Source organism: Pedobacter heparinus DSM 2366 (assembly GCF_000023825.1).
Lineage (GTDB): Bacteria > Bacteroidota > Bacteroidia > Sphingobacteriales > Sphingobacteriaceae > Pedobacter > Pedobacter heparinus.
Genome location: NC_013061.1, coordinates 3,012,563 through 3,033,456 on the forward strand (window position 1 = coordinate 3,012,563; position 20,894 = coordinate 3,033,456).

A 20,894-nucleotide genomic window follows, 5' to 3' on the forward strand; every position below is an offset into this window, starting at 1 on the left:
AATAATGGATAGAAATACGTTTACAGGATTGTTCCTGATCATGATCGTTTTGGCAGGTTCTTTTTATTTTTTTAAGCCAAGCGAGGCTGAAATAAAAAAAGAAAGGGAAAGAATCGCTGCTGATTCGGCAAAAAAAGCCGGGGTTGTCAACACTCCCACGCCTGTAGCAGCTGTTGCAGCAACACCTGTTGTGGATTCAGCAGCATTAAAAGGCCCTTTTGGTGCAAACATTAGTGGTACAGTACAGACCAGTGTACTTGAAAATGAAAATTTAAAACTAGTACTTAGCAATAAGGGCGGTAAAATTTTATCCGTTGAGGTGAAAGGAGAAAAAACCTATAATGGAAAACCTGTCATTTTATTTGATGGAGATCAGAATAAATTTGGTTTAAACCTAAACATAAGCGGTAAAATTGTTAGCACAAATGACCTTTACTTTACGGCAACCCCTGGTAATGGTATCGTTACCATGCGTGCCAATTATTCGGCTAATCAATACATTGAATATATTTATGATCTAAAACCGAAAAGCAGTCAGGTTGGTTTTAACATTAATTTAAATGGTTTAAACCAGGTTATTCAAAACAATACCATCGCTTTGAACTGGGAAGCTACCTTGCTTGAACAGGAAAAATCCGGGAAAAAAGAGCGGGAGCACTCTGCACCCTACTATAAATATGCAGACAAAAACCCGGACCACCTAAGTATAGCCAAGGATGAAAAAGAGGAGCTTGCAGCAGGGAAAATTGAATGGATATCTTTCAAACAACAGTTTTTCTCGGCAGCCTTAATACCTAAAAATGGATTTGAAAAGGGAGATCTTGAGGTTAAAGTAAGTACCGAGCCTGGAAAAATTAAATGGTATGGTGCCAATATGGTACTGCCTTTTAACCAGCTTGCAGCGCAAAGCTATGCCATGGTCTTCTATTTCGGTACCAATAAATTCGATACCCTGAAGGCACAGGGTTATGAACTTGAAAAACAGGTAGATATGGGCTACTGGCCACTTAAATACATCAACAGGTTCATTGTATTACCTGTATTTAAGTTCTTGGAAAGCTTTAACTGGAACTATGGCGTAATCATTTTGCTTTTAACCATTGCGCTAAAAGTAGCCATGTCTCCGCTCACTTATAAATCATACCTTTCCATGGCTAAGATGAGGATATTGAAGCCGGAAATGGATGTGATCAAGGCTAAAGTTGGTGATGACAATCCTACGCTTTTACAACAGGAATATTTAAAGCTTTATAAACAGGTAGGTGTAAACCCGCTTGGAGGTTGTTTGCCTATGCTGCTGCAACTGCCCTTTGTAATGGCCTTCTTCTTCTTCTTCCCTAATTTATTTGAGTTAAGGGGGGAAACTTTCTTATGGATGAAAGATCTTTCTACTTATGATGATTTTATCAAATTCGGCTTTACCATTCCTTTTATTGGTGATCACCTGAGTTTGATGTGTGTACTGATGACGATCTCTACGTTGATCTATACTTATTTCAACAACCAGATCTCGGGAGCTACAGGACAAATGAAATATATTGGGTACATCATGCCAATTATCTTTTTAGGTGTACTGAACAGTTACCCGTCAGGATTAAACTATTATTATTTCCTGGCCAACATGCTCACTTTTGCCCAGCAGTTCCTGATCAAATCTATGGTTGATGATGAAAAGATCCATAGAACATTACAGGAAAATAAAGCAAAACCAGTAGAAAAGAAAAAGAAATCTGGGTTCAGTGCCAAGTTGGAAGACTATATGCGCCAGCAACAGCAAACAGCTGCTCAACAAAAAAAGAACAAGTAAAAGTTACTTTTTGATAAAAGAAGCCATATCATTTAAATGATATGGCTTCTTTTGTTTGGCATCTGCTATTGTAAAAATTGGCATACAATAGCTGTTTGTGATTTTTTTTTGTGATTTTTAGCCCGCAGGGCCCAAAACCAACCTACATCTTAATTTTATGCACAGATTTTTAAGCATTACGCTACTTCTATTTTCAAGTTTAACTTACGCTCAAAAAAAACCAATAAACCATACTGTTTACGATAACTGGGAGTCGGTTGGCACAAAACAATTATCCAATAATGGGATATGGGCTTCTTATTCGGTGCTAAAGCAGGAAGGAGATGGTACTTTGTACCTCAACAATCTTTTGTCAAATACCAGACTAAATGTATCAAGGGGTACGAACCTACAATTTAGCACCGATTCTAAATATGCGGCCTTAGTGGTTAAGCCCATGTTTAAAGATGTTCGTGAAAGCAAGATAAAAAAGAAAAAACCAGATGAGCTGACCAAAGATTCCCTTTGCCTGGTTAACCTGACCAATCAGGCTATCGACAAAGTGCCAAGGGTCAAATCTTATAAAATGCCTGAGAAAGGCGCTTCATTGGTTGCATATTTACTTGAAAAACCTATAGACACTTCAAAAAAAGCAAAACCAGATGCACCAGAAAGCAAGACCAAACAGGAAGGTACCGATCTGATAATAAAAAACTTACTTACGGGCACAACCCGTACTTTTAAGTATGTAAGTGATTACAGCTTTAATAAGAGTGGTAAACAACTGGTTTTTGCCTGTACCGGTTCGAAGAAAGATAAATTGGCCGACGAAGGCGTATTCCTCTTAAATACAGAAAAAGGCAGTGTAAAAACCCTTGTAAAAGGTAAAGGAAACTTTAAAAATTTCATCTTTAATGAAGAAGGTGAATACCTTGTATTTTTAGGTGAGAGAAGTCCTGAAAAAAAGGAGATCAAAGATTTTAACATCTACTATAATTCTCCCAGTCTTGATACAGCACAGATTCTGGTAGATAACGAAATTACTGGAATGCCTGCTAAATGGGCTGTTAGCGGCGATGGAAAACTGGGTTTCAGTAAAGATGGCAATAAGCTGTACTTTGGTATTGCTCCGGTTAAAAAACCAAAAGATACTACCCTGGTTGATTTTGAAAATGCTAAACTGGATATATGGGGCTATAAAGACGATTATTTGCAACCTATGCAGTTAAAAAACATGGAAAATGAGCTCAAAAGATCCTATTTAACTGTCATGGAAATATTCAACAGCAATCCAAAGATTGTTCCATTAGCGGATATTAAACTTCCTGAAGTTATGCCGGTAGCTGAAGGCAATGCCAATTTTGCATTGGCCTTTACAGATTACGGCAATAGGATCCAGTCGCAATGGACTGGCAGTTCTATAAGAGATTATTATTTAGTAGATACCAAAACAGGAAGTAGAAAAAAAATTATTTCAGACCTTTCGGGATATGCTATTGCGTCTCCGGCAGGAAAATATGTTCTTTATTTTGACAAAAAAACAGCCAACTGGTACACTTATAATGTACTTACTGCAAAAATCACCCATTTAAATAATGGGCTAAATATCAAATTTGTTGATGAGGAAAATGATGTTCCGGAAGACCCTTCACCTTATGGTCTGGCTGCCTGGACCGCAGAGGACAAGGCAGCTCTGATCTATGATCGTTACGATATATGGGAATTTTCGCCGGAAGGAAAAAATGAGCCTAAAAATATCACCAATGGATTTGGGCGGCAAAACAAGATCACCTTCCGTTATGAAAAACTGGACACCGAAAGCAGGTTTTTAAATAAAAAAGAAACCATCTGGTTGAATGCCTTTAACAATACCACTAAAGAAAGTGGCTTTTATAAAAAAGAAATTGACAATGCTAAAAATCCGGAGCTGGTGGTGATGGAAAAAATGAGATATTCAGGTATGGTTAAAGCCAAAGATGCAGAACGCTTCATTTTTGACAAAGGTAGTTTCAGCAATTCACCAAATGTTTATGTGTCGGCCGACATGAAAAACCAGCTAAAACTGAGCAATACCAACCCCCAGCAACAGGATTATAACTGGGGTACTGCAGAACTGGTAAAATGGACTACACCTAAGGGTTTTAATGCAGAGGGCATATTATATAAGCCGGAAAACTTTGATCCGACAAAGAAATACCCGATGATTGCATATTTCTATGAAAAACTTTCTGACGGTTTATATACTTACCAGTCACCGGCACCTACCCCATCCAGGTTGAATATTACTTATTTTGTAAGTAATGGCTACCTGGTATTTACGCCGGATATCAGTTATGAAAAAGGCTACCCTGGTCGTTCTGCTGAAGAGTTTATCAATTCAGGAGTTGAAGCGTTAAAGAAAAACAGTTGGGTAGACGGGACAAAAATAGGCATACAAGGGCAAAGCTGGGGTGGCTACCAGGTAGCCCATCTGATTACCAGAACCAATATGTATGCTGCTGCATGGGCTGGTGCACCGGTAGTAAATATGACTTCAGCTTACGGCGGTATGCGTTGGGAAAGCGGTATGAACCGACAGTTCCAGTACGAAAAAACCCAGAGCCGTATTGGAGCTACTTTATGGGAAAAACCAGAACTGTACATCGAAAACTCGCCATTATTTAAATTGCCCAATGTAACTACACCGGTTGTAATCATGTCCAATGATGCCGATGGAGCAGTGCCATGGTACCAGGGAATTGAAATGTTTACGGGTTTGCGCAGATTGGGCAAACCAGCATGGCTGCTAAACTACAATAACGAAGCACACAATTTAATGCAGCGTCAAAATAGAAAAGACATACAAATTCGTGAGCAGCAATTCTTCGATCATTACTTAAAAGGTGCAAAAGCACCTGTTTGGATGGTAAATGGAATACCTGCAACCGAAAAAGGCAAAACATGGGGATTTGAACTTACAGATGAAAAACCTTAATACAGAAAACATCATAAAGGACTATGCTACTTTTGCTGAATCTGCTATCCGAAACCGCTTTATTAAGCACAAGGATGTTTTAAAACTGATAAAGCAGTTACCAGCTGATTTTAAGGTTACAACAGCTGGCTATTCTGTTGAACAGAGAGTATTGAACCTGATAGAATGGGGCAACGGACCAGTTAAGGTATTTTTATGGAGCCAGATGCATGGTGACGAAGCCACAGGTACCATGGCCTTGTTTGACCTGGTCAGTTACCTGCAGCAGGATGAAAATACTGAATTGGTAAATCAGGTAAAAAGTGTCTGCACACTATACATTCTTCCTCTGGTAAACCCTGACGGAGCGGAAAGGTTTACCAGGCGCAACGCGCAGCAAATAGATATCAATAGAGATTTTCTTAAAACTGTTTCTCCGGAGGCTAAAATACTTAAAGAATTGCAGGCAGCTATAAGGCCCGATTTTGGGTTTAACCTGCACGACCAGCTCACCTTATGGAGTGTAAACGGCAGCAAAAAACCAGCTACCTTATCATTTTTAGCGCCTGCTTTTGACGAGCAACTTTCCAACAGTCCGAACCGTGAAAGGGCAATGCGGGTTATAGCCGACATGTTTACAGCTGTAACTCCTTTCCTTCCGGGACATATCGGTTTATTTGACGATGAACACGAACCAAGGGCATTTGGTGATAATTTCCAGCTCAGGGGTACCTCCACCATTTTAATTGAAGCTGGAGGCCTGGTAAACGATGATGAAAAACAGGAAATCAGAAAGTACTATTTTTTAGCTATCCTGGCAGCCCTGCATTCCATAAGTACCAAAACTTACCAGCAACAGCAACTGGCAAATTATTTTGACATTGCTAAAAACAACAAGCAGATTTTTCATATCCTGATCCATCAGATTAGGTTAAACGGTATTGAAGTAAGCATAGGCATAAATTATGAAGAGAAACCCATGGCTAAGGCCGGGGCTACTTTTAAGAATTATACCATTCAGGACATTGGGGACATGGATAATTTATCGGCTTACCATATCTATCAGGGAGCCGATTTGCAGGTTAATGGAGAGGTTTTACTTTATGAAAATGCGGATTTTCAACTTTTATCAAAAGGAGAAATAATATTATCTTTTAAAAACGGGATATTAGAATCAAAACTTTAAATTTAAGGCCTAAACTAAATCGTTTTTAATGGCATTAAGCAGAATCTGGTCGGCCTTTATCATTGTTGCAATTGTAGTAGCAAGTGTAAAGTGCTTCTTTTTTGGACAAAGTGATATTTTTAACTGGATGGTTATCGGCAAAGCCGATGATGCCACCAATCCTTTGAAGTTAGATGGCATTATACAGACCTGTTGGGTAGCCGTTGAACTTTGCCTCAAACTCATTGGGATTCTGGCCTTGTTTATGGGGCTGATGAGCATTGCCGAAAGAGCCGGTGGGATCCGTTTATTGTCGAGGATTGTAGGACCTTTCTTCTCCAAACTTTTTCCTGATATCCCCAAAGGCCACCCTTCAATGGGGCACATGATCATGAATTTTTCGGCCAATTTACTGGGTCTGGACAATGCGGCAACGCCCTTTGGTTTAAAAGCTATGGAAAGTTTACAGGAACTTAATCCGAGTAAAGATGTAGCCTCAAATTCGCAGATCATGTTTTTGTGCCTCCATGCAGCAGGGCTTAACCTTATACCGGTTAGTGTAATTGCGATTCGTGCTTCGCAAAATGCATCAAATCCTACAGATATATTTATTCCCTGTTTAATAGTAACTTTTGTAGGAACAATAGCTGCCATGCTTATTGTTTCTTTTAAACAAAAGATCAATATCCTGCAACCGGTAATCATCCTGTGGGTACTTAGTATCTCTTTAGTAATTGCTTTACTGGTACTTTATATTGTTTCACTGAATGCTGAGGGTATAAAATCTTTTTCCGGCATATTAAGTAATGGTTTAATACTACTTGTATTTTTACTGATTATACTTGGAGGGCTTTATAAGAAAATAGATGTTTTTGATGCATTCATAGATGGTGCAAAAAACGGGTTTGATACGGCTATTAAAATTGTTCCTTACCTGGTTGGAATGCTTGTTGCCATTTCTCTTCTTCGTACCAGTGGTACTTTTGATGTGGTGATCAGCACAATAAAAAGTGCTTTTGCTTTTTTAGGTGCCGACACCAGATTTGTTGAAGGACTGCCAACTGCATTGATCCGTCCATTAAGTGGCGGCGCAGCGAGGGGAATGATGGTAAGTACCATGGAAACTTATGGTCCTGATTCATTTGCCAGCAGGCTGTCCGGAATATTCCAGGGGGCTTCAGATACTACCTTTTACATAATAGCTGTTTATTTTGGCTCTGTAAGTATTAAAAATACACGATATGCCATCGGTGCTATGCTTTTAGCAGATCTGGTGGGTGTTTGTACAGCAATAGGGATGGCTTATTTATTTTTTGGCTAATAATAAAGGAAGCTGGTTTATGCAGCTCCCTTTATTTGATTATCAGGTCTTTTCAGTATTCATATACTATTATTGAGCCAATGAAAAGCTGATAGGAATGTTATATTTCACACGTACAGCTCTACCATTTTGAATTCCAGGCATCCATTTAGGGCTGGCTTTTAACACCCTAACAGCTTCTTCGTCTGTACCATAACCCAGTTTTCGCTCCACTTTAATATCGGTAAGTGCCCCACTTTTCTCTATAATAAAAGACAGGAATACTTTGCCTTGCAGATTAATTTCCTGGGCAGCAGCAGGGTATCTGATAGATTTCGAAAGGTAAGCATAGAACTTTTCCATTCCACCAGGAAAAACAGGCTGTACCTCTAGTGCATTAAATACATCATATACTGTATTGTCCTCTGTTGCCACGGCTCCTTTGGGTCCTTTCCCGGTTGGCCCTTCTATAACTATTACACCGTCTGGTTCACCAATAACATTTTTCGGTCCTGGAGTGGCTTCTTTTAAATCACTGATCTGAACAGGGTCTACATCTTTTACCAGGTCGTCCTGAATAACTTTAGGCGGAAGAAACTTAACCTGGTCCTGCTTTGCCGGAGGCGGCTCAATTGCTGCTGGTGGTAGTGTTTCAGGATCAATAGCTGGTGGTGGTTGAACTATAACCTCCGTTTTTCTTTCCGGCAACACCTCGATCGTTTCATTCCCTTTGATCAACTTAATGATCTTAGGAGATAAGAAAAACAGGACAAACAGTGATCCTGCGATAAAAAGCGCTTTAGCCGTATCTGATGAACTTTGTCTCCTGAGCGCATAGGCTCCGTAGCTTTTGTTTTTCTGATCAAATACTACGTCCAGCCATTCATTGCCAAATAAATCGATTTTAGAACCTAACATTGCTTTAGAATTTAGAAGTTAATACCATACATTTAAAATATGGATGCTAAACTCCAGTACATTCCATAAGGAATAAAATAATAAAATTAAAATACCCTTGGACAAATAAACGATCTGGGTACACGGCCAAAAGTTAGGCCTAATGTCAGTTCATGGGAACCATTCTGATTGCTACCAAGTTTGCTGGTTACATAATCATAAGAATAACCCATGCGAAAGCGTTCGGTAACAAATACCTGTATAATACCTGATATAGAATTCTGTTTACTCAGGTTAAGGTCCTGATATTGTTTTTTCCATAAGCCAAACCCAGTTCTATATGAACCGCCCAACCACAACTTATCGTTAAATATGGCCATAACATTTAAATCTGCACTTGTAGGGCCCCTAAAATCTTCTTTGATCATCAGACTTGGGCGTACCCTTACATCAGGAGAAATATTGGCCAGGGCACCTGCAATGAAATAGGCATGTCTGCTGCGTACAATATTAAAAGAGCCAGAAGGTACGGTATTGTTAACTTTAGAACCTGAAAAAGCATCCATCAAAGAAAGACCGAGATACCAGAAATCAGAATTATAATATACACCAAAACGTACATCTGGCACTATACGGTTATCGCTTCCATCTGCCAGTGCCTGATCACCCTGTTCCGAAGTCCTGATCATCTGACCTTTCAGACTGTATTGTGCTACGCCTAAGCCTATTCCAAAACTCAATCTTTGTGTATCATCAGCGTTAAGCTGCAGTCTGTAAGCATAATTTGCAGTTGCCGAAGTTGTAAATTGAGGTCCAATTTTATCAGAAGTAATTTGAAAGCCCAGGCCCATTTTCCTGTCGCGCGGATCTACAATGCCATCAATAGAAATTGTTCCGGTTTGGGGGGCACCCTCTACCCCAACCCATTGCGATCGTAGCGCCAGCTGGGCAAACCATTCTTCTTTATACCCTGCATAAGCCGGGTTTACACTTAAACTATTGAATACATATTGAGAGAACTGGATGTTCTGCTGCGCAATGCTCCGTCCCGCAAACATGCAGAGCAGATATCCAACAACAACCAAACATTTTACAGCTTTCATTTTATCAAATTATTTTATCTCTTTATCAATACCCAGCTCCGTTTCGACTCTTCTTTATTTCCTGTTCTTAGTTTTAATACGTAGAAATAAGTACCATCATTCAAACCGTTACCATCCCATTCGTTTTTATAATTGTTATTTTTATATACCTCATCGCCCCAACGGTTATAAACAAAAAGGCTTACCCCATCATAGTTTTCGATGCCTGTAATCAGGAAGGTATCGTTCTTACCATCGCCATTAGGTGTAAATGTATTTGGGATATCCAGATCTGGAGGAGCAACATTAATGGTTACAATGGCAACATTAGATGATAAGCCGTTTGCATCATCAACTTTATAGGTAAACTTCTCTATCCCAAAAAAACCTTTGTTTGGTTTATAAACAACCTTTCCATCTTTATTTACCAATAGTTTACCATTTACAGGCTGGCTTTTTACTTCCAGGGTGGCAGCATTTAAAGGAAACAGGGCTGGCCGGTCGTTGTTTATTACTGGTACAGCTACTTCCTCTTCTGCCTTGGTTTTGGCATAATCATCTATCGCTATAGGGTATCGTGTTATGTCGATCACTGTAGGCTCATCGTTATTTTCAGCGGTGCCCGATGCATCAGTAACCTTAACATTTGTTTTTGTAAATCCTGCAACTGTTGCTGTATTACTTACAGTACCAGCAATCTTTTCCTCATTGGTAATGGTATATACTGCAATACCAGTGGTTGAAGCGCCCGGAGCAAGAATTGTTTGCTTTAATGCAATAAGTTGAGGGATTTTTGGATCTCTTACAACCAGGTTATTTAAAGTTACATTTCCATTGTTCGTAATATTGAAGGTATAGGTCATGGTTTTAAAATCACGGTTCATAGCACCGGTTTTAACCAGTGTTATTGAAGGGTTGGTATGAATGTCTACCTCTGCAATGGCCGATTTGGATTGAGGATAAGCTTGTGAACTAACTGTTGCCGTATTGATGATTTTTCCGGTATTTCCGGTTGGTATACCGTTAAGATCAAGATCATTCTGAGTAACAGTATATGTTCCTCTGTAAGTCCATGTCTCATCTTTTTCTAATATCGCATTTCCGTTATCGCCTGTTGGCTGGCTGAGCATACCTCCAAGCAACGGATCATTAACCTTTACATTGTTGTGGTTTGCATCTCCGGTATTTTTTATGGTTATGGTATAATTAATTTTATCTCCAACTGTAGCGACTACATTTTTATCTGCGGTTTTACTGATTGAAATATCTATACATGCAGGGACACGAACAGTGATTTTAAAGGGTTGCCCGGCGCAACCACCTGTTTCGGCTATAGGTGTTACTATATAAACAACAGTTTGTTCTGTGGTTGAAGTATTGATCAGTGTTGCATTAAGTATTTTTCCGGAACCATTTATAGCACCTAAAACAGTTGAATTTACAGTCCAGGTAAAGGATGCTGCAACCCCATTTCCACCTTTTAAAGTATTGTTTACATTTTTTGTTTGCAGGTTATAACTAAATGAGGATTGGGAACAGCTTAATGAATTGATGTTGTCATCAAATCCCTTAGGCACACGATTCACAGTTACTTTTGTTAAAGCCGATAGGTTACTGGCACACCCGGTGCTGTTGGTAACTTTCACAGTGTAATCCCCTATCTGATTTACATCCAGGGTTTTTCCGGTTGCGCCTGGCATCAACACTCCATTTTTATACCATTGATTTCCATTTGCTGATGAAGAGGTTAAGGTAACTATGCCCCCTTCGCAAAAAGTTGTGGCACCAGCTGGTGAAATATCGGGTATCTCAGGATAAGGACTTACAGTTACCGGAATGGCCTGGGAAGGAAGGCTACTACATCCGTTTGCATTGGTAACGATCGTAAAATATGATCCTGTTGCTGTTGCGATATAGGTTTTATTTACTGCCCCTGAGATTAGATTGCCGTCTTTATACCACTGGTTACCCGTTGAAGCACTGGAAGTTAATTTCACAGAGCCTCCAATACAGAAAATGGTATTACTTTCTGCAATTACCGTTGGTTGTAAAGGCAATGGGTTTACTGTAACCGGAACTGCTGCTGAAGCTGGGCTTGAACAGGAATTACCATCGGTAACTACAACTGTATAATTGCCGCTTTCACTTGCTGTATAAGTTTGGTTCGTTTCACCGGTTAACAAAGTAGTACCACGGTACCACTGGTAACTGGCAGCAACTGATGAGGTCAGCGTGACAGAACCACCAAGACAGAAAGTTGTCCCTCCAGAAGCCGTAACCGTAGGTTGAAGTGGCAATGGGTTTACTGTAACCGGAACTACTGTCGAAGCTGGGCTTGAACAGGAATTGCCATCGGTAACGATTACTGTATAATTGCCGCTTTCACTTGCTGTATAAGTTTGGTTCGTTTCACCGGTTAACAAAGTAGTACCGCGATACCACTGGTAGCTCGTAGCTGCACTGGAAGTTAACACTACTGAACCACCAACACAGAAGGTGGTTCCTCCAGAAGCCGTAACCGTAGGTTGAAGTGGCAATGGGTTTACTGTAACCGGAACTGCTGCTGAAGCCGGGCTTGAACAGGAATTGCCATCGGTAACTACAACCGTATAATTGCCGCTTTCACTTGCTGTATAAGTTTGGTTCGTTTCACCGGTTAACAAAGTAGTACCCCGATACCACTGGTAGCTCGTAGCTGCACTGGAAGTTAACACTACTGAACCACCAACACAGAAGGTGGTTCCTCCTGAAGCCGTAACCGTAGGTTGAAGTGGCAATGGGTTTACTGTAACCGGAACTGCTGCTGAAGCCGGGCTTGAACAGAAATTGCCATCGGTAACGATTACTGTATAATTGCCGCTTTCACTTGCTGTATAAGTTTGGTTCGTTTCACCGGTTAACAAAGTAGTGCCCCGATACCACTGGTAGCTCGTAGCTGCACTGGAAGTTAACACTACTGAACCACCAACACAGAAAGTTGTCCCTCCAGAAGCCGTAACCGTAGGTTGAAGTGGCAATGGGTTTACCGTAACAGTAACTGCTGTCGAAGCCGGGCTTGAACAGGAATTGCCATCGGTAACTACAACCGTATAATTGCCGCTTTCACTTGCTGTATAAGTTTGGTTCGTTTCACCGGTTAACAAAGTGGTGCCCCGGTACCACTGGTAGCTCGTAGCTGCACTGGAAGTTAACACTACTGAACCACCAACACAGAAGGTGGTTCCTCCTGAAGCCGTAACCGTAGGTTGAAGTGGCAATGGGTTTACTGTAACCGGAACTGCTGCTGAAGCCGGGCTTGAACAGGAATTGCCATCGGTAACTACAACCGTATAATTGCCGCTTTCACTTGCTGTATAAGTTTGGTTCGTTTCACCGGTTAACAAAGTAGTACCCCGATACCACTGGTAGCTCGTAGCTGCACTGGAAGTTAACACTACTGAACCACCAACACAGAAGGTGGTTCCTCCTGAAGCCGTAACCGTAGGTTGAAGTGGCAATGGGTTTACTGTAACCGGAACTGCTGCTGAAGCCGGGCTTGAACAGAAATTGCCATCGGTAACGATTACTGTATAATTGCCGCTTTCACTTGCTGTATAAGTTTGGTTCGTTTCACCGGTTAACAAAGTAGTGCCCCGATACCACTGGTAGCTCGTAGCTGCACTGGAAGTTAACACTACTGAACCACCAACACAGAAAGTTGTCCCTCCAGAAGCCGTAACCGTAGGTTGAAGTGGCAATGGGTTTACCGTAACAGTAACTGCTGTCGAAGCCGGGCTTGAACAGGAATTGCCATCGGTAACGATTACTGTATAATTGCCGCTTTCACTTGCTGTATAAGTTTGGTTCGTTTCACCGGTTAACAAAGTGGTGCCCCGATACCACTGGTAACTGGCAGCAACTGATGAGGTCAGCGTGACAGAACCACCAAGACAGAAGGTTGTCCCTCCAGATGCATTAACTGTTGGTTGAAGTGGCAATGGGTTTACCGTAACCGGAACTGCTGTCGAAGCTGGGCTTGAACAGGAATTACCATCGGTAACTACAACCGTATAATTGCCGCTTTCACTTGCTGTATAAGTTTGGTTCGTTTCACCGGTTAACAAAGTAGTACCGCGATACCACTGGTAGCTCGTAGCTGCACTGGAAGTTAACACTACTGAACCACCAACACAGAAGGTGGTTCCTCCAGAAGCCGTAACCGTAGGTTGAAGTGGCAATGGGTTTACTGTAACCGGAACTGCTGTCGAAGCCGGGCTTGAACAGGAATTGCCATCGGTAACTACAACCGTATAATTGCCAGTTACTGTAGCCGTGTATGTTTGGTTCGTTTCACCGGTTAACAAAGTAGTACCACGGTACCACTGGTAGCTCGTAGCAACTGATGAGGTCAGTGTAACAGAACCACCAAGACAGAAAGTTGTCCCTGCAGATGCCGTAACCGTAGGTTGAAGTGGCAATAGGTTTACTGTAACCGGAACTGCTGCTGAAGCCGGGCTTGAACAGGAATTGCCATCGGTAACTACAACTGTATAATTGCCGCTTTCACTTGCTGTATAAGTTTGGTTCGTTTCACCGGTTAACAAAGTGGTGCCCCGGTACCACTGGTAACTGGCAGCAGCTGATGAGGTCAAGGTAACAGAACCACCAAGACAGAAAGTTGTCCCTCCAGAAGCCGTAACTGTTGGTTGTAGTGGCAATGGGTTTACCGTAACCGGAACTGCTGTCGAAGCTGGGCTTGAACAGGAATTGCCATCAGTAACGATTACTGTATAATTGCCGCTTTCACTTGCTGTATAAGTTTGGTTCGTTTCACCGGTTAACAAAGTGGTGCCCCGATACCACTGGTAACTGGCAGCAGCTGATGAGGTCAAGGTAACAGAACCACCAAGACAGAAAGTTGTCCCTCCAGAAGCCGTAACCGTAGGTTGAAGTGGCAATGGGTTTACCGTAACAGTAACTGCTGTCGAAGCTGGGCTTGAACAGGAATTACCATCGGTAACGATTACTGTATAATTGCCGCTTTCACTTGCTGTATAAGTTTGGTTCGTTTCACCGGTTAACAAAGTGGTGCCCCGGTACCACTGGTAACTGGCAGCAACTGATGAGGTCAGCGTGACAGAACCACCAAGACAGAAGGTGGTTCCTCCAGAAGCCGTAACCGTAGGTTGAAGTGGCAATGGGTTTACTGTAACCGGAACTGCTGTCGAAGCTGGGCTTGAACAGGAATTGCCATCGGTAACGATTACTGTATAATTGCCGCTTTCACTTGCTGTATAAGTTTGGTTCGTTTCACCGGTTAACAAAGTAGTACCGCGATACCACTGGTAGCTCGTAGCTGCACTGGAAGTTAACACTACTGAACCACCAACACAGAAGGTGGTTCCTCCAGAAGCCGTAACCGTAGGTTGAAGTGGCAATGGGTTTACTGTAACCGGAACTGCTGCTGAAGCCGGGCTTGAACAGAAATTGCCATCGGTAACGATTACTGTATAATTGCCGCTTTCACTTGCTGTATAAGTTTGGTTCGTTTCACCGGTTAACAAAGTAGTACCGCGATACCACTGGTAGCTCGTAGCTGCACTGGAAGTTAACACTACTGAACCACCAACACAGAAGGTGGTTCCTGCAGATGCCGTAACTGTTGGTTGAAGTGGCAATGGGTTTACCGTAACCGGAACTGCTGTCGAAGCTGGGCTTGAACAGGAATTGCCATCAGTAACGATTACTGTATAATTGCCGCTTTCACTTGCTGTATAAGTTTGGTTCGTTTCACCGGTTAACAAAGTGGTGCCCCGATACCACTGGTAACTGGCAGCAGCTGATGAGGTCAAGGTAACAGAACCACCAAGACAGAAAGTTGTCCCTCCAGAAGCCGTAACCGTAGGTTGAAGTGGCAATGGGTTTACTGTAACCGGAACTGCTGTCGAAGCTGGGCTTGAACAGGAATTACCATCGGTAACTACAACTGTATAATTGCCGCTTTCACTTGCTGTATAAGTTTGGTTCGTTTCACCGGTTAACAAAGTGGTGCCCCGGTACCACTGGTAACTGGCAGCAACTGATGAGGTCAGCGTGACAGAACCACCAAGACAGAAGGTGGTTCCTCCAGAAGCCGTAACCGTAGGTTGAAGTGGCAATGGGTTTACTGTAACCGGAACTGCTGTCGAAGCTGGGCTTGAACAGGAATTGCCATCGGTAACGATTACTGTATAATTGCCGCTTTCACTTGCTGTATAAGTTTGGTTCGTTTCACCGGTTAACAAAGTAGTACCGCGATACCACTGGTAGCTCGTAGCTGCACTGGAAGTTAACACTACTGAACCACCAACACAGAAGGTGGTTCCTCCAGAAGCCGTAACCGTAGGTTGAAGTGGCAATGGGTTTACTGTAACCGGAACTGCTGCTGAAGCCGGGCTTGAACAGGAATTGCCATCGGTAACGATTACTGTATAATTGCCGCTTTCACTTGCTGTATAAGTTTGGTTCGTTTCACCGGTTAACAAAGTGGTGCCCCGATACCACTGGTAACTGGCAGCAGCTGATGAGGTCAAGGTAACAGAACCACCAAGACAGAAAGTTGTCCCTCCAGAAGCCGTAACCGTAGGTTGAAGTGGCAATGGGTTTACCGTAACAGTAACTGCTGTCGAAGCTGGGCTTGAACAGGAATTACCATCGGTAACTACAACTGTATAATTGCCGCTTTCACTTGCTGTATAAGTTTGGTTCGTTTCACCGGTTAACAAAGTAGTACCACGGTACCACTGGTAACTGGCAGCAACTGATGAGGTCAGCGTGACAGAACCACCAAGACAGAAAGTTGTCCCTCCAGAAGCCGTAACCGTAGGTTGAAGTGGCAATGGGTTTACTGTAACCGGAACTGCTGTCGAAGCTGGGCTTGAACAGGAATTGCCATCGGTAACTACAACCGTATAATTGCCGCTTTCACTTGCTGTATAAGTTTGGTTCGTTTCACCGGTTAACAAAGTGGTGCCCCGGTACCACTGGTAGCTCGTAGCTGCACTGGAAGTTAACACTACTGAACCACCAACACAGAAGGTGGTTCCTCCTGAAGCCGTAACCGTAGGTTGAAGTGGCAATGGGTTTACTGTAACCGGAACTGCTGTCGAAGCTGGGCTTGAACAGGAATTGCCATCGGTAACTACAACCGTATAATTGCCGCTTTCACTTGCTGTATAAGTTTGGTTCGTTTCACCGGTTAACAAAGTAGTACCGCGATACCACTGGTAGCTCGTAGCTGCACTGGAAGTTAACACTACTGAACCACCAACACAGAAGGTGGTTCCTCCTGAAGCCGTAACCGTAGGTTGAAGTGGCAATGGGTTTACTGTAACCGGAACTGCTGCTGAAGCCGGGCTTGAACAGAAATTGCCATCGGTAACGATTACTGTATAATTGCCGCTTTCACTTGCTGTATAAGTTTGGTTCGTTTCACCGGTTAACAAAGTAGTGCCCCGATACCACTGGTAGCTCGTAGCTGCACTGGAAGTTAACACTACTGAACCACCAAGACAGAAAGTTGTCCCTCCAGAAGCCGTAACCGTAGGTTGAAGTGGCAATGGGTTTACCGTAACAGTAACTGCTGTCGAAGCCGGGCTTGAACAGGAATTGCCATCGGTAACTACAACCGTATAATTGCCGCTTTCACTTGCTGTATAAGTTTGGTTCGTTTCACCGGTTAACAAAGTGGTGCCCCGGTACCACTGGTAGCTCGTAGCTGCACTGGAAGTTAACACTACTGAACCACCAACACAGAAGGTGGTTCCTCCTGAAGCCGTAACCGTAGGTTGAAGTGGCAATGGGTTTACTGTAACCGGAACTGCTGCTGAAGCCGGGCTTGAACAGGAATTGCCATCGGTAACTACAACCGTATAATTGCCGCTTTCACTTGCTGTATAAGTTTGGTTCGTTTCACCGGTTAACAAAGTAGTACCCCGATACCACTGGTAGCTCGTAGCTGCACTGGAAGTTAACACTACTGAACCACCAAGACAGAAGGTGGTTCCTCCTGAAGCCGTAACCGTAGGTTGAAGTGGCAATGGGTTTACTGTAACCGGAACTGCTGCTGAAGCCGGGCTTGAACAGAAATTGCCATCGGTAACGATTACTGTATAATTGCCGCTTTCACTTGCTGTATAAGTTTGGTTCGTTTCACCGGTTAACAAAGTAGTACCGCGATACCACTGGTAGCTCGTAGCTGCACTGGAAGTTAACACTACTGAACCACCAACACAGAAAGTTGTCCCTCCAGAAGCCGTAACCGTAGGTTGAAGTGGCAATGGGTTTACCGTAACAGTAACTGCTGTCGAAGCCGGGCTTGAACAGGAATTGCCATCGGTAACTATAACCGTATAATTGCCGCTTTCACTTGCTGTATAAGTTTGGTTCGTTTCACCGGTTAACAAAGTGGTGCCCCGGTACCACTGGTAACTGGCAGCAACTGATGAGGTCAGCGTGACAGAACCACCAAGACAGAAAGTTGTCCCTGCAGATGCATTAACTGTTGGTTGAAGTGGCAATGGGTTTACCGTAACAGTAACTGCTGTCGAAGCTGGGCTTGAACAGGAATTGCCATCGGTAACGATTACTGTATAATTGCCGCTTTCACTTGCTGTATAAGTTTGGTTCGTTTCACCGGTTAACAAAGTAGTACCACGGTACCACTGGTAGCTCGTAGCTGCATTGGAAGTTAACACTACTGAACCACCAACACAGAAGGTGGTTCCTCCAGAAGCCGTAACCGTAGGTTGTAAGGGCAATGGGTTTACTGTAATCGTTACTGCTTTTCCCGCCCCGGAAGCATTTTCGCAACTGTTATCACCTTTAACCGTTACATAATAGGTAGTGCTAACAGTAGGATTAACAGTATAAATTGTCCCCGTATGAAGTAATGTTGTAAGGGCAGCCTCACTATACCAATTGAAAACCGGATTAACGATAGTACTACCAGCAGCCAAATTAGACGTCAATTCGGCACTCTGACCAATACAAATCGCCTTATCAGCAACTTCAATATCTGAAGCAATAGCCCTGGAACCTACCGTTAGTACTACCGTTTTTGTTGACCGTTGAGTTCCTAAAGTATTTATTGTAAAAGTAAATATGCCAGAAGCGGTTGGTGTACCTGTAATTGTCAATTTACCTCCTGTTATATTTTTAACCAGCCCGGCTGGCAATGCAGGCAGGATTTGAACATCTGTTCCACCTGCTTCAAGAACATACTCAATCGGCACAATTGATGAATTTACACATACGAGCTGAGCATGGGCCGTATTGTATTTTATATTGTTACAAACCTCATTGGCAGTACCATTTAAACATTCATCGTGTGGATTAGTAGGTGCCTTATCAAATATAATATTGGTTGCATCTGGGTCCGTAACATCCTTCGGTCTCATTATACTTGCATCGACAAGAATATCATTTCCCGAAATACCAGCACCAATAGTTCCGTTAATTGTATAAGTAACTATACAGCCATTAGCCAAATCCAGCATAGAACTAAATCCCGTTGCATCTAGCACAGCATTACTTTCTGCACCCGTTGCCCCAGTAAAAGAACTACTTATGCCGTTAGCATTGACGGTAAAGCCAGTAGGTACATTAAAATGAAACGCTGCTCCTGTCACATCACTTACACCGGCATTTTTAACCTTCACTGCATAAGTAACCTGAGTACCTGCAGCTGTAGAAGTATAAGTTGGTATTACACTCACCACCTGCAGCTCTGCAACTTTAACATTCACATTTAAGGGCTGGGCTTCTTCCTTACTAAGGATATAAGCATAAGTATCCATAGCCTTTTCATTACCATAGCTATTTGTTCCGGCACCACTATTTCCAGAGCCACTGCTCCCGCTATAGCTTCCCCATTTATGTCCATTCGAATTACTTGAGATTCCATTAATTACATTTACCTGTGGATTAGAAACCTCACCAGCCTTACCTCCGGTAATATCGCTGTCATCCCAATATACCCTATCACTATACACACTTTCGTCAATAATATTAGGCGTTGGATTTACAGGATAAAACGCTGAGTTTTCAGTCAATTCAATAATAATGCCCTTTGGGTTTATCTCCATATCTATAAATGGAAAATGTACCTCCGCTGATGCCAGTCTAACTCTTACTTCAGGAACAACCAAACCTCCTGGAACTAAATTACCTAAGCCATCTTTTCCATCCCATTTTATCGTATTCACACCATTGGCAGCAGCACCATTGAGCACCCTGTCTTTACCAGCGCCAAGTGGTATAGTGATCCGGTATGAACCTGCAACATTTGTTTTAAAGATTATTGTTCCTCCTTTTTGACTGGCCTGCCCAACAGTCCCTTCAGAACCTACAAAATCGATATTCGAAACAACCGGAACAGTTGGTTCATTTTTTAGCCAGGTAGTCGTAGAAGTAGTTCCATCTATTGCAACCTTAGCGGAAACCGGCAGATCAGGAGAAGGAGGGCCATAAAACAGTTTATGAGTAACCAGGTTTTTTGTCAAATCATCAACAGCCCTTGGATCATGTACAGCATTGGCAATTACAGTCTCGTCTGTTGTATTCAGACTTTTATAAAGTGGATTCCCCGTAGCATCTACAAATCCTTTATTATTCGAAAAAAAAGTAAAGCCCAAGCCGTTATTACCGTTATTTTTTACACGGTAAGCCCTTCCGTCTTTAGTTAAAACATAATTTATCCCATTATAGGCCTTATTCGAATCATCAAAATTCTGGGACAACTTTAAATTCAGAACATTTGTATACACCCTACCCCTCAGCCATTTATCTTTGACAGCATTACAAACTGAAACATCCCAGGCAGAAATAAGGGGGGTATTATTACTTTGACTCCAAGTACCATCTGCGAAAACGTCTGAGGCGGTAGGGCTATTTGTATCTACTTTATTACCTGTTGGTATAAATTCAATTTTCCAAACACCCTCATCATTACCCACCTGAAAAGAATAAGGTAAATAGCGATTATTCCCAGCACCTTCTCCTGGAAAACGTGGCCCAGCTAATTCTTCGGTTCTACTGGAAATTTTACCCACCGTGCTTCCAACAGTAGTCATTGTCTGTACCCCTGATGGGGAAGTGATAATAATTATCCCATTACCAACTCCCTGTGCACTGGATGCCACCGCTATATATTCATTTTTAACAGCGTAAACATAATGCGTTCCAAGGGTTCTGAAAGGGAAAGCTACTGAAGTACTAATAATTCCGAGTGCAGCATTGGAATATAAAAATGCACGATTACCCGATGCCCCAACCGGATATAAATCTTTACTCCCCTCTGCCAGTACATTCGATAAATTAAATAATGAGCATAATAGAAAAACCAGACAGCATATACCTCTGTAACAGGAGAGCACATTAGATCTGAGCGTATTCAGCATAAATTTAGATATACATTTATTCCGCTTTATAAAAAACTTCTTGTCTTATGTATTCATATTCTTCCAATGGGATATTTTCCTCATTATAAAAACACATAAAATAAAATATTAATTTCTTATAAGTTTAATTTCATTTACCTTAAGCAAAGTAATCAGAATTTAGATCATTTCTATGAAAATTTTAACTTTTTTAATAACAATCAGGCCAAAAATTTAAACAACATCAAAAAACAGCCTAAATACATTAAAAAGACATAAAATTAAATAAATTCAAAATATATGAATAAAAAAACA

General features: G+C 42.1%; 7 protein-coding genes. 4 read left to right on the forward strand and 3 right to left on the reverse strand.

Features of this window, described 5'->3' with window-relative positions:
- The first annotated feature begins 4 nt into the window (after window positions 1-4).
- The 4 genes from yidC (at window position 5) to PHEP_RS12840 (ending at window position 7,225) form a co-directional block, all read left to right on the forward strand.
- Entirely contained in the window at window positions 5-1,807 is a 1,803-nt protein-coding gene (gene yidC / locus PHEP_RS12825) for a membrane protein insertase YidC (protein WP_015808402.1), read from the forward strand.
- A 157-nt stretch (window positions 1,808-1,964) separates the two neighbouring features.
- Window positions 1,965-4,760, forward strand: a complete 2,796-nt coding sequence (locus PHEP_RS12830; RefSeq protein ID WP_015808403.1) for an alpha/beta hydrolase family protein — start codon at window positions 1,965-1,967, stop codon at window positions 4,758-4,760.
- The gene (locus PHEP_RS12835) at window positions 4,747-5,925 is read left to right on the forward strand and encodes a M14 family zinc carboxypeptidase (RefSeq protein ID WP_015808404.1); all 1,179 of its coding nucleotides are present in this window, start codon (window positions 4,747-4,749) and stop codon (window positions 5,923-5,925) included. The genes PHEP_RS12830 and PHEP_RS12835 overlap by 14 nt, the downstream gene beginning before the upstream one ends.
- A gap of 28 nt (window positions 5,926-5,953) precedes the next feature.
- On the forward strand, window positions 5,954-7,225 hold the full coding sequence (locus PHEP_RS12840; RefSeq protein WP_015808405.1) for a nucleoside recognition domain-containing protein: 1,272 nt from the start codon (window positions 5,954-5,956) through the stop codon (window positions 7,223-7,225).
- A gap of 69 nt (window positions 7,226-7,294) precedes the next feature.
- On the opposite strand, the gene PHEP_RS12845 is transcribed toward PHEP_RS12840, so the two are convergent.
- The 3 genes from PHEP_RS12845 to PHEP_RS12855 all read right to left on the reverse strand — a co-directional run bounded on the left by PHEP_RS12845 (window position 7,295) and on the right by PHEP_RS12855 (window position 20,600).
- Window positions 7,295-8,122 (reverse strand): energy transducer TonB, encoded by an 828-nt coding sequence (locus PHEP_RS12845; RefSeq protein WP_015808406.1) that lies wholly within the window; start codon window positions 8,120-8,122, stop codon window positions 7,295-7,297.
- A gap of 86 nt (window positions 8,123-8,208) precedes the next feature.
- Window positions 8,209-9,204 (reverse strand): PorP/SprF family type IX secretion system membrane protein, encoded by a 996-nt coding sequence (locus tag PHEP_RS12850; RefSeq protein WP_015808407.1) that lies wholly within the window; start codon window positions 9,202-9,204, stop codon window positions 8,209-8,211.
- A gap of 14 nt (window positions 9,205-9,218) precedes the next feature.
- Window positions 9,219-20,600 carry an Ig-like domain-containing protein gene (locus PHEP_RS12855; RefSeq protein ID WP_015808408.1) on the reverse strand — a complete coding sequence of 3,794 codons (11,382 nt, stop codon included), beginning with the start codon at window positions 20,598-20,600 and terminating at the stop codon, window positions 9,219-9,221.
- Window positions 20,601-20,894: the final 294 nt, after the last annotated feature.

Coding starts and splice junctions, on each gene's coding strand:
- PHEP_RS12840 (WP_015808405.1), top strand. CDS start 5,954: ATGGCATTAAGCAGAATCTGGTCGGCCTTTATCATTGTTGCAATTGTA.
- PHEP_RS12855 (WP_015808408.1), bottom strand. CDS start 20,600: ATGCTGAATACGCTCAGATCTAATGTGCTCTCCTGTTACAGAGGTATA.
- PHEP_RS12835 (WP_015808404.1), top strand. CDS start 4,747: ATGAAAAACCTTAATACAGAAAACATCATAAAGGACTATGCTACTTTT.
- PHEP_RS12850 (WP_015808407.1), bottom strand. CDS start 9,204: ATGAAAGCTGTAAAATGTTTGGTTGTTGTTGGATATCTGCTCTGCATG.
- yidC (WP_015808402.1), top strand. CDS start 5: ATGGATAGAAATACGTTTACAGGATTGTTCCTGATCATGATCGTTTTG.
- PHEP_RS12845 (WP_015808406.1), bottom strand. CDS start 8,122: ATGTTAGGTTCTAAAATCGATTTATTTGGCAATGAATGGCTGGACGTA.
- PHEP_RS12830 (WP_015808403.1), top strand. CDS start 1,965: ATGCACAGATTTTTAAGCATTACGCTACTTCTATTTTCAAGTTTAACT.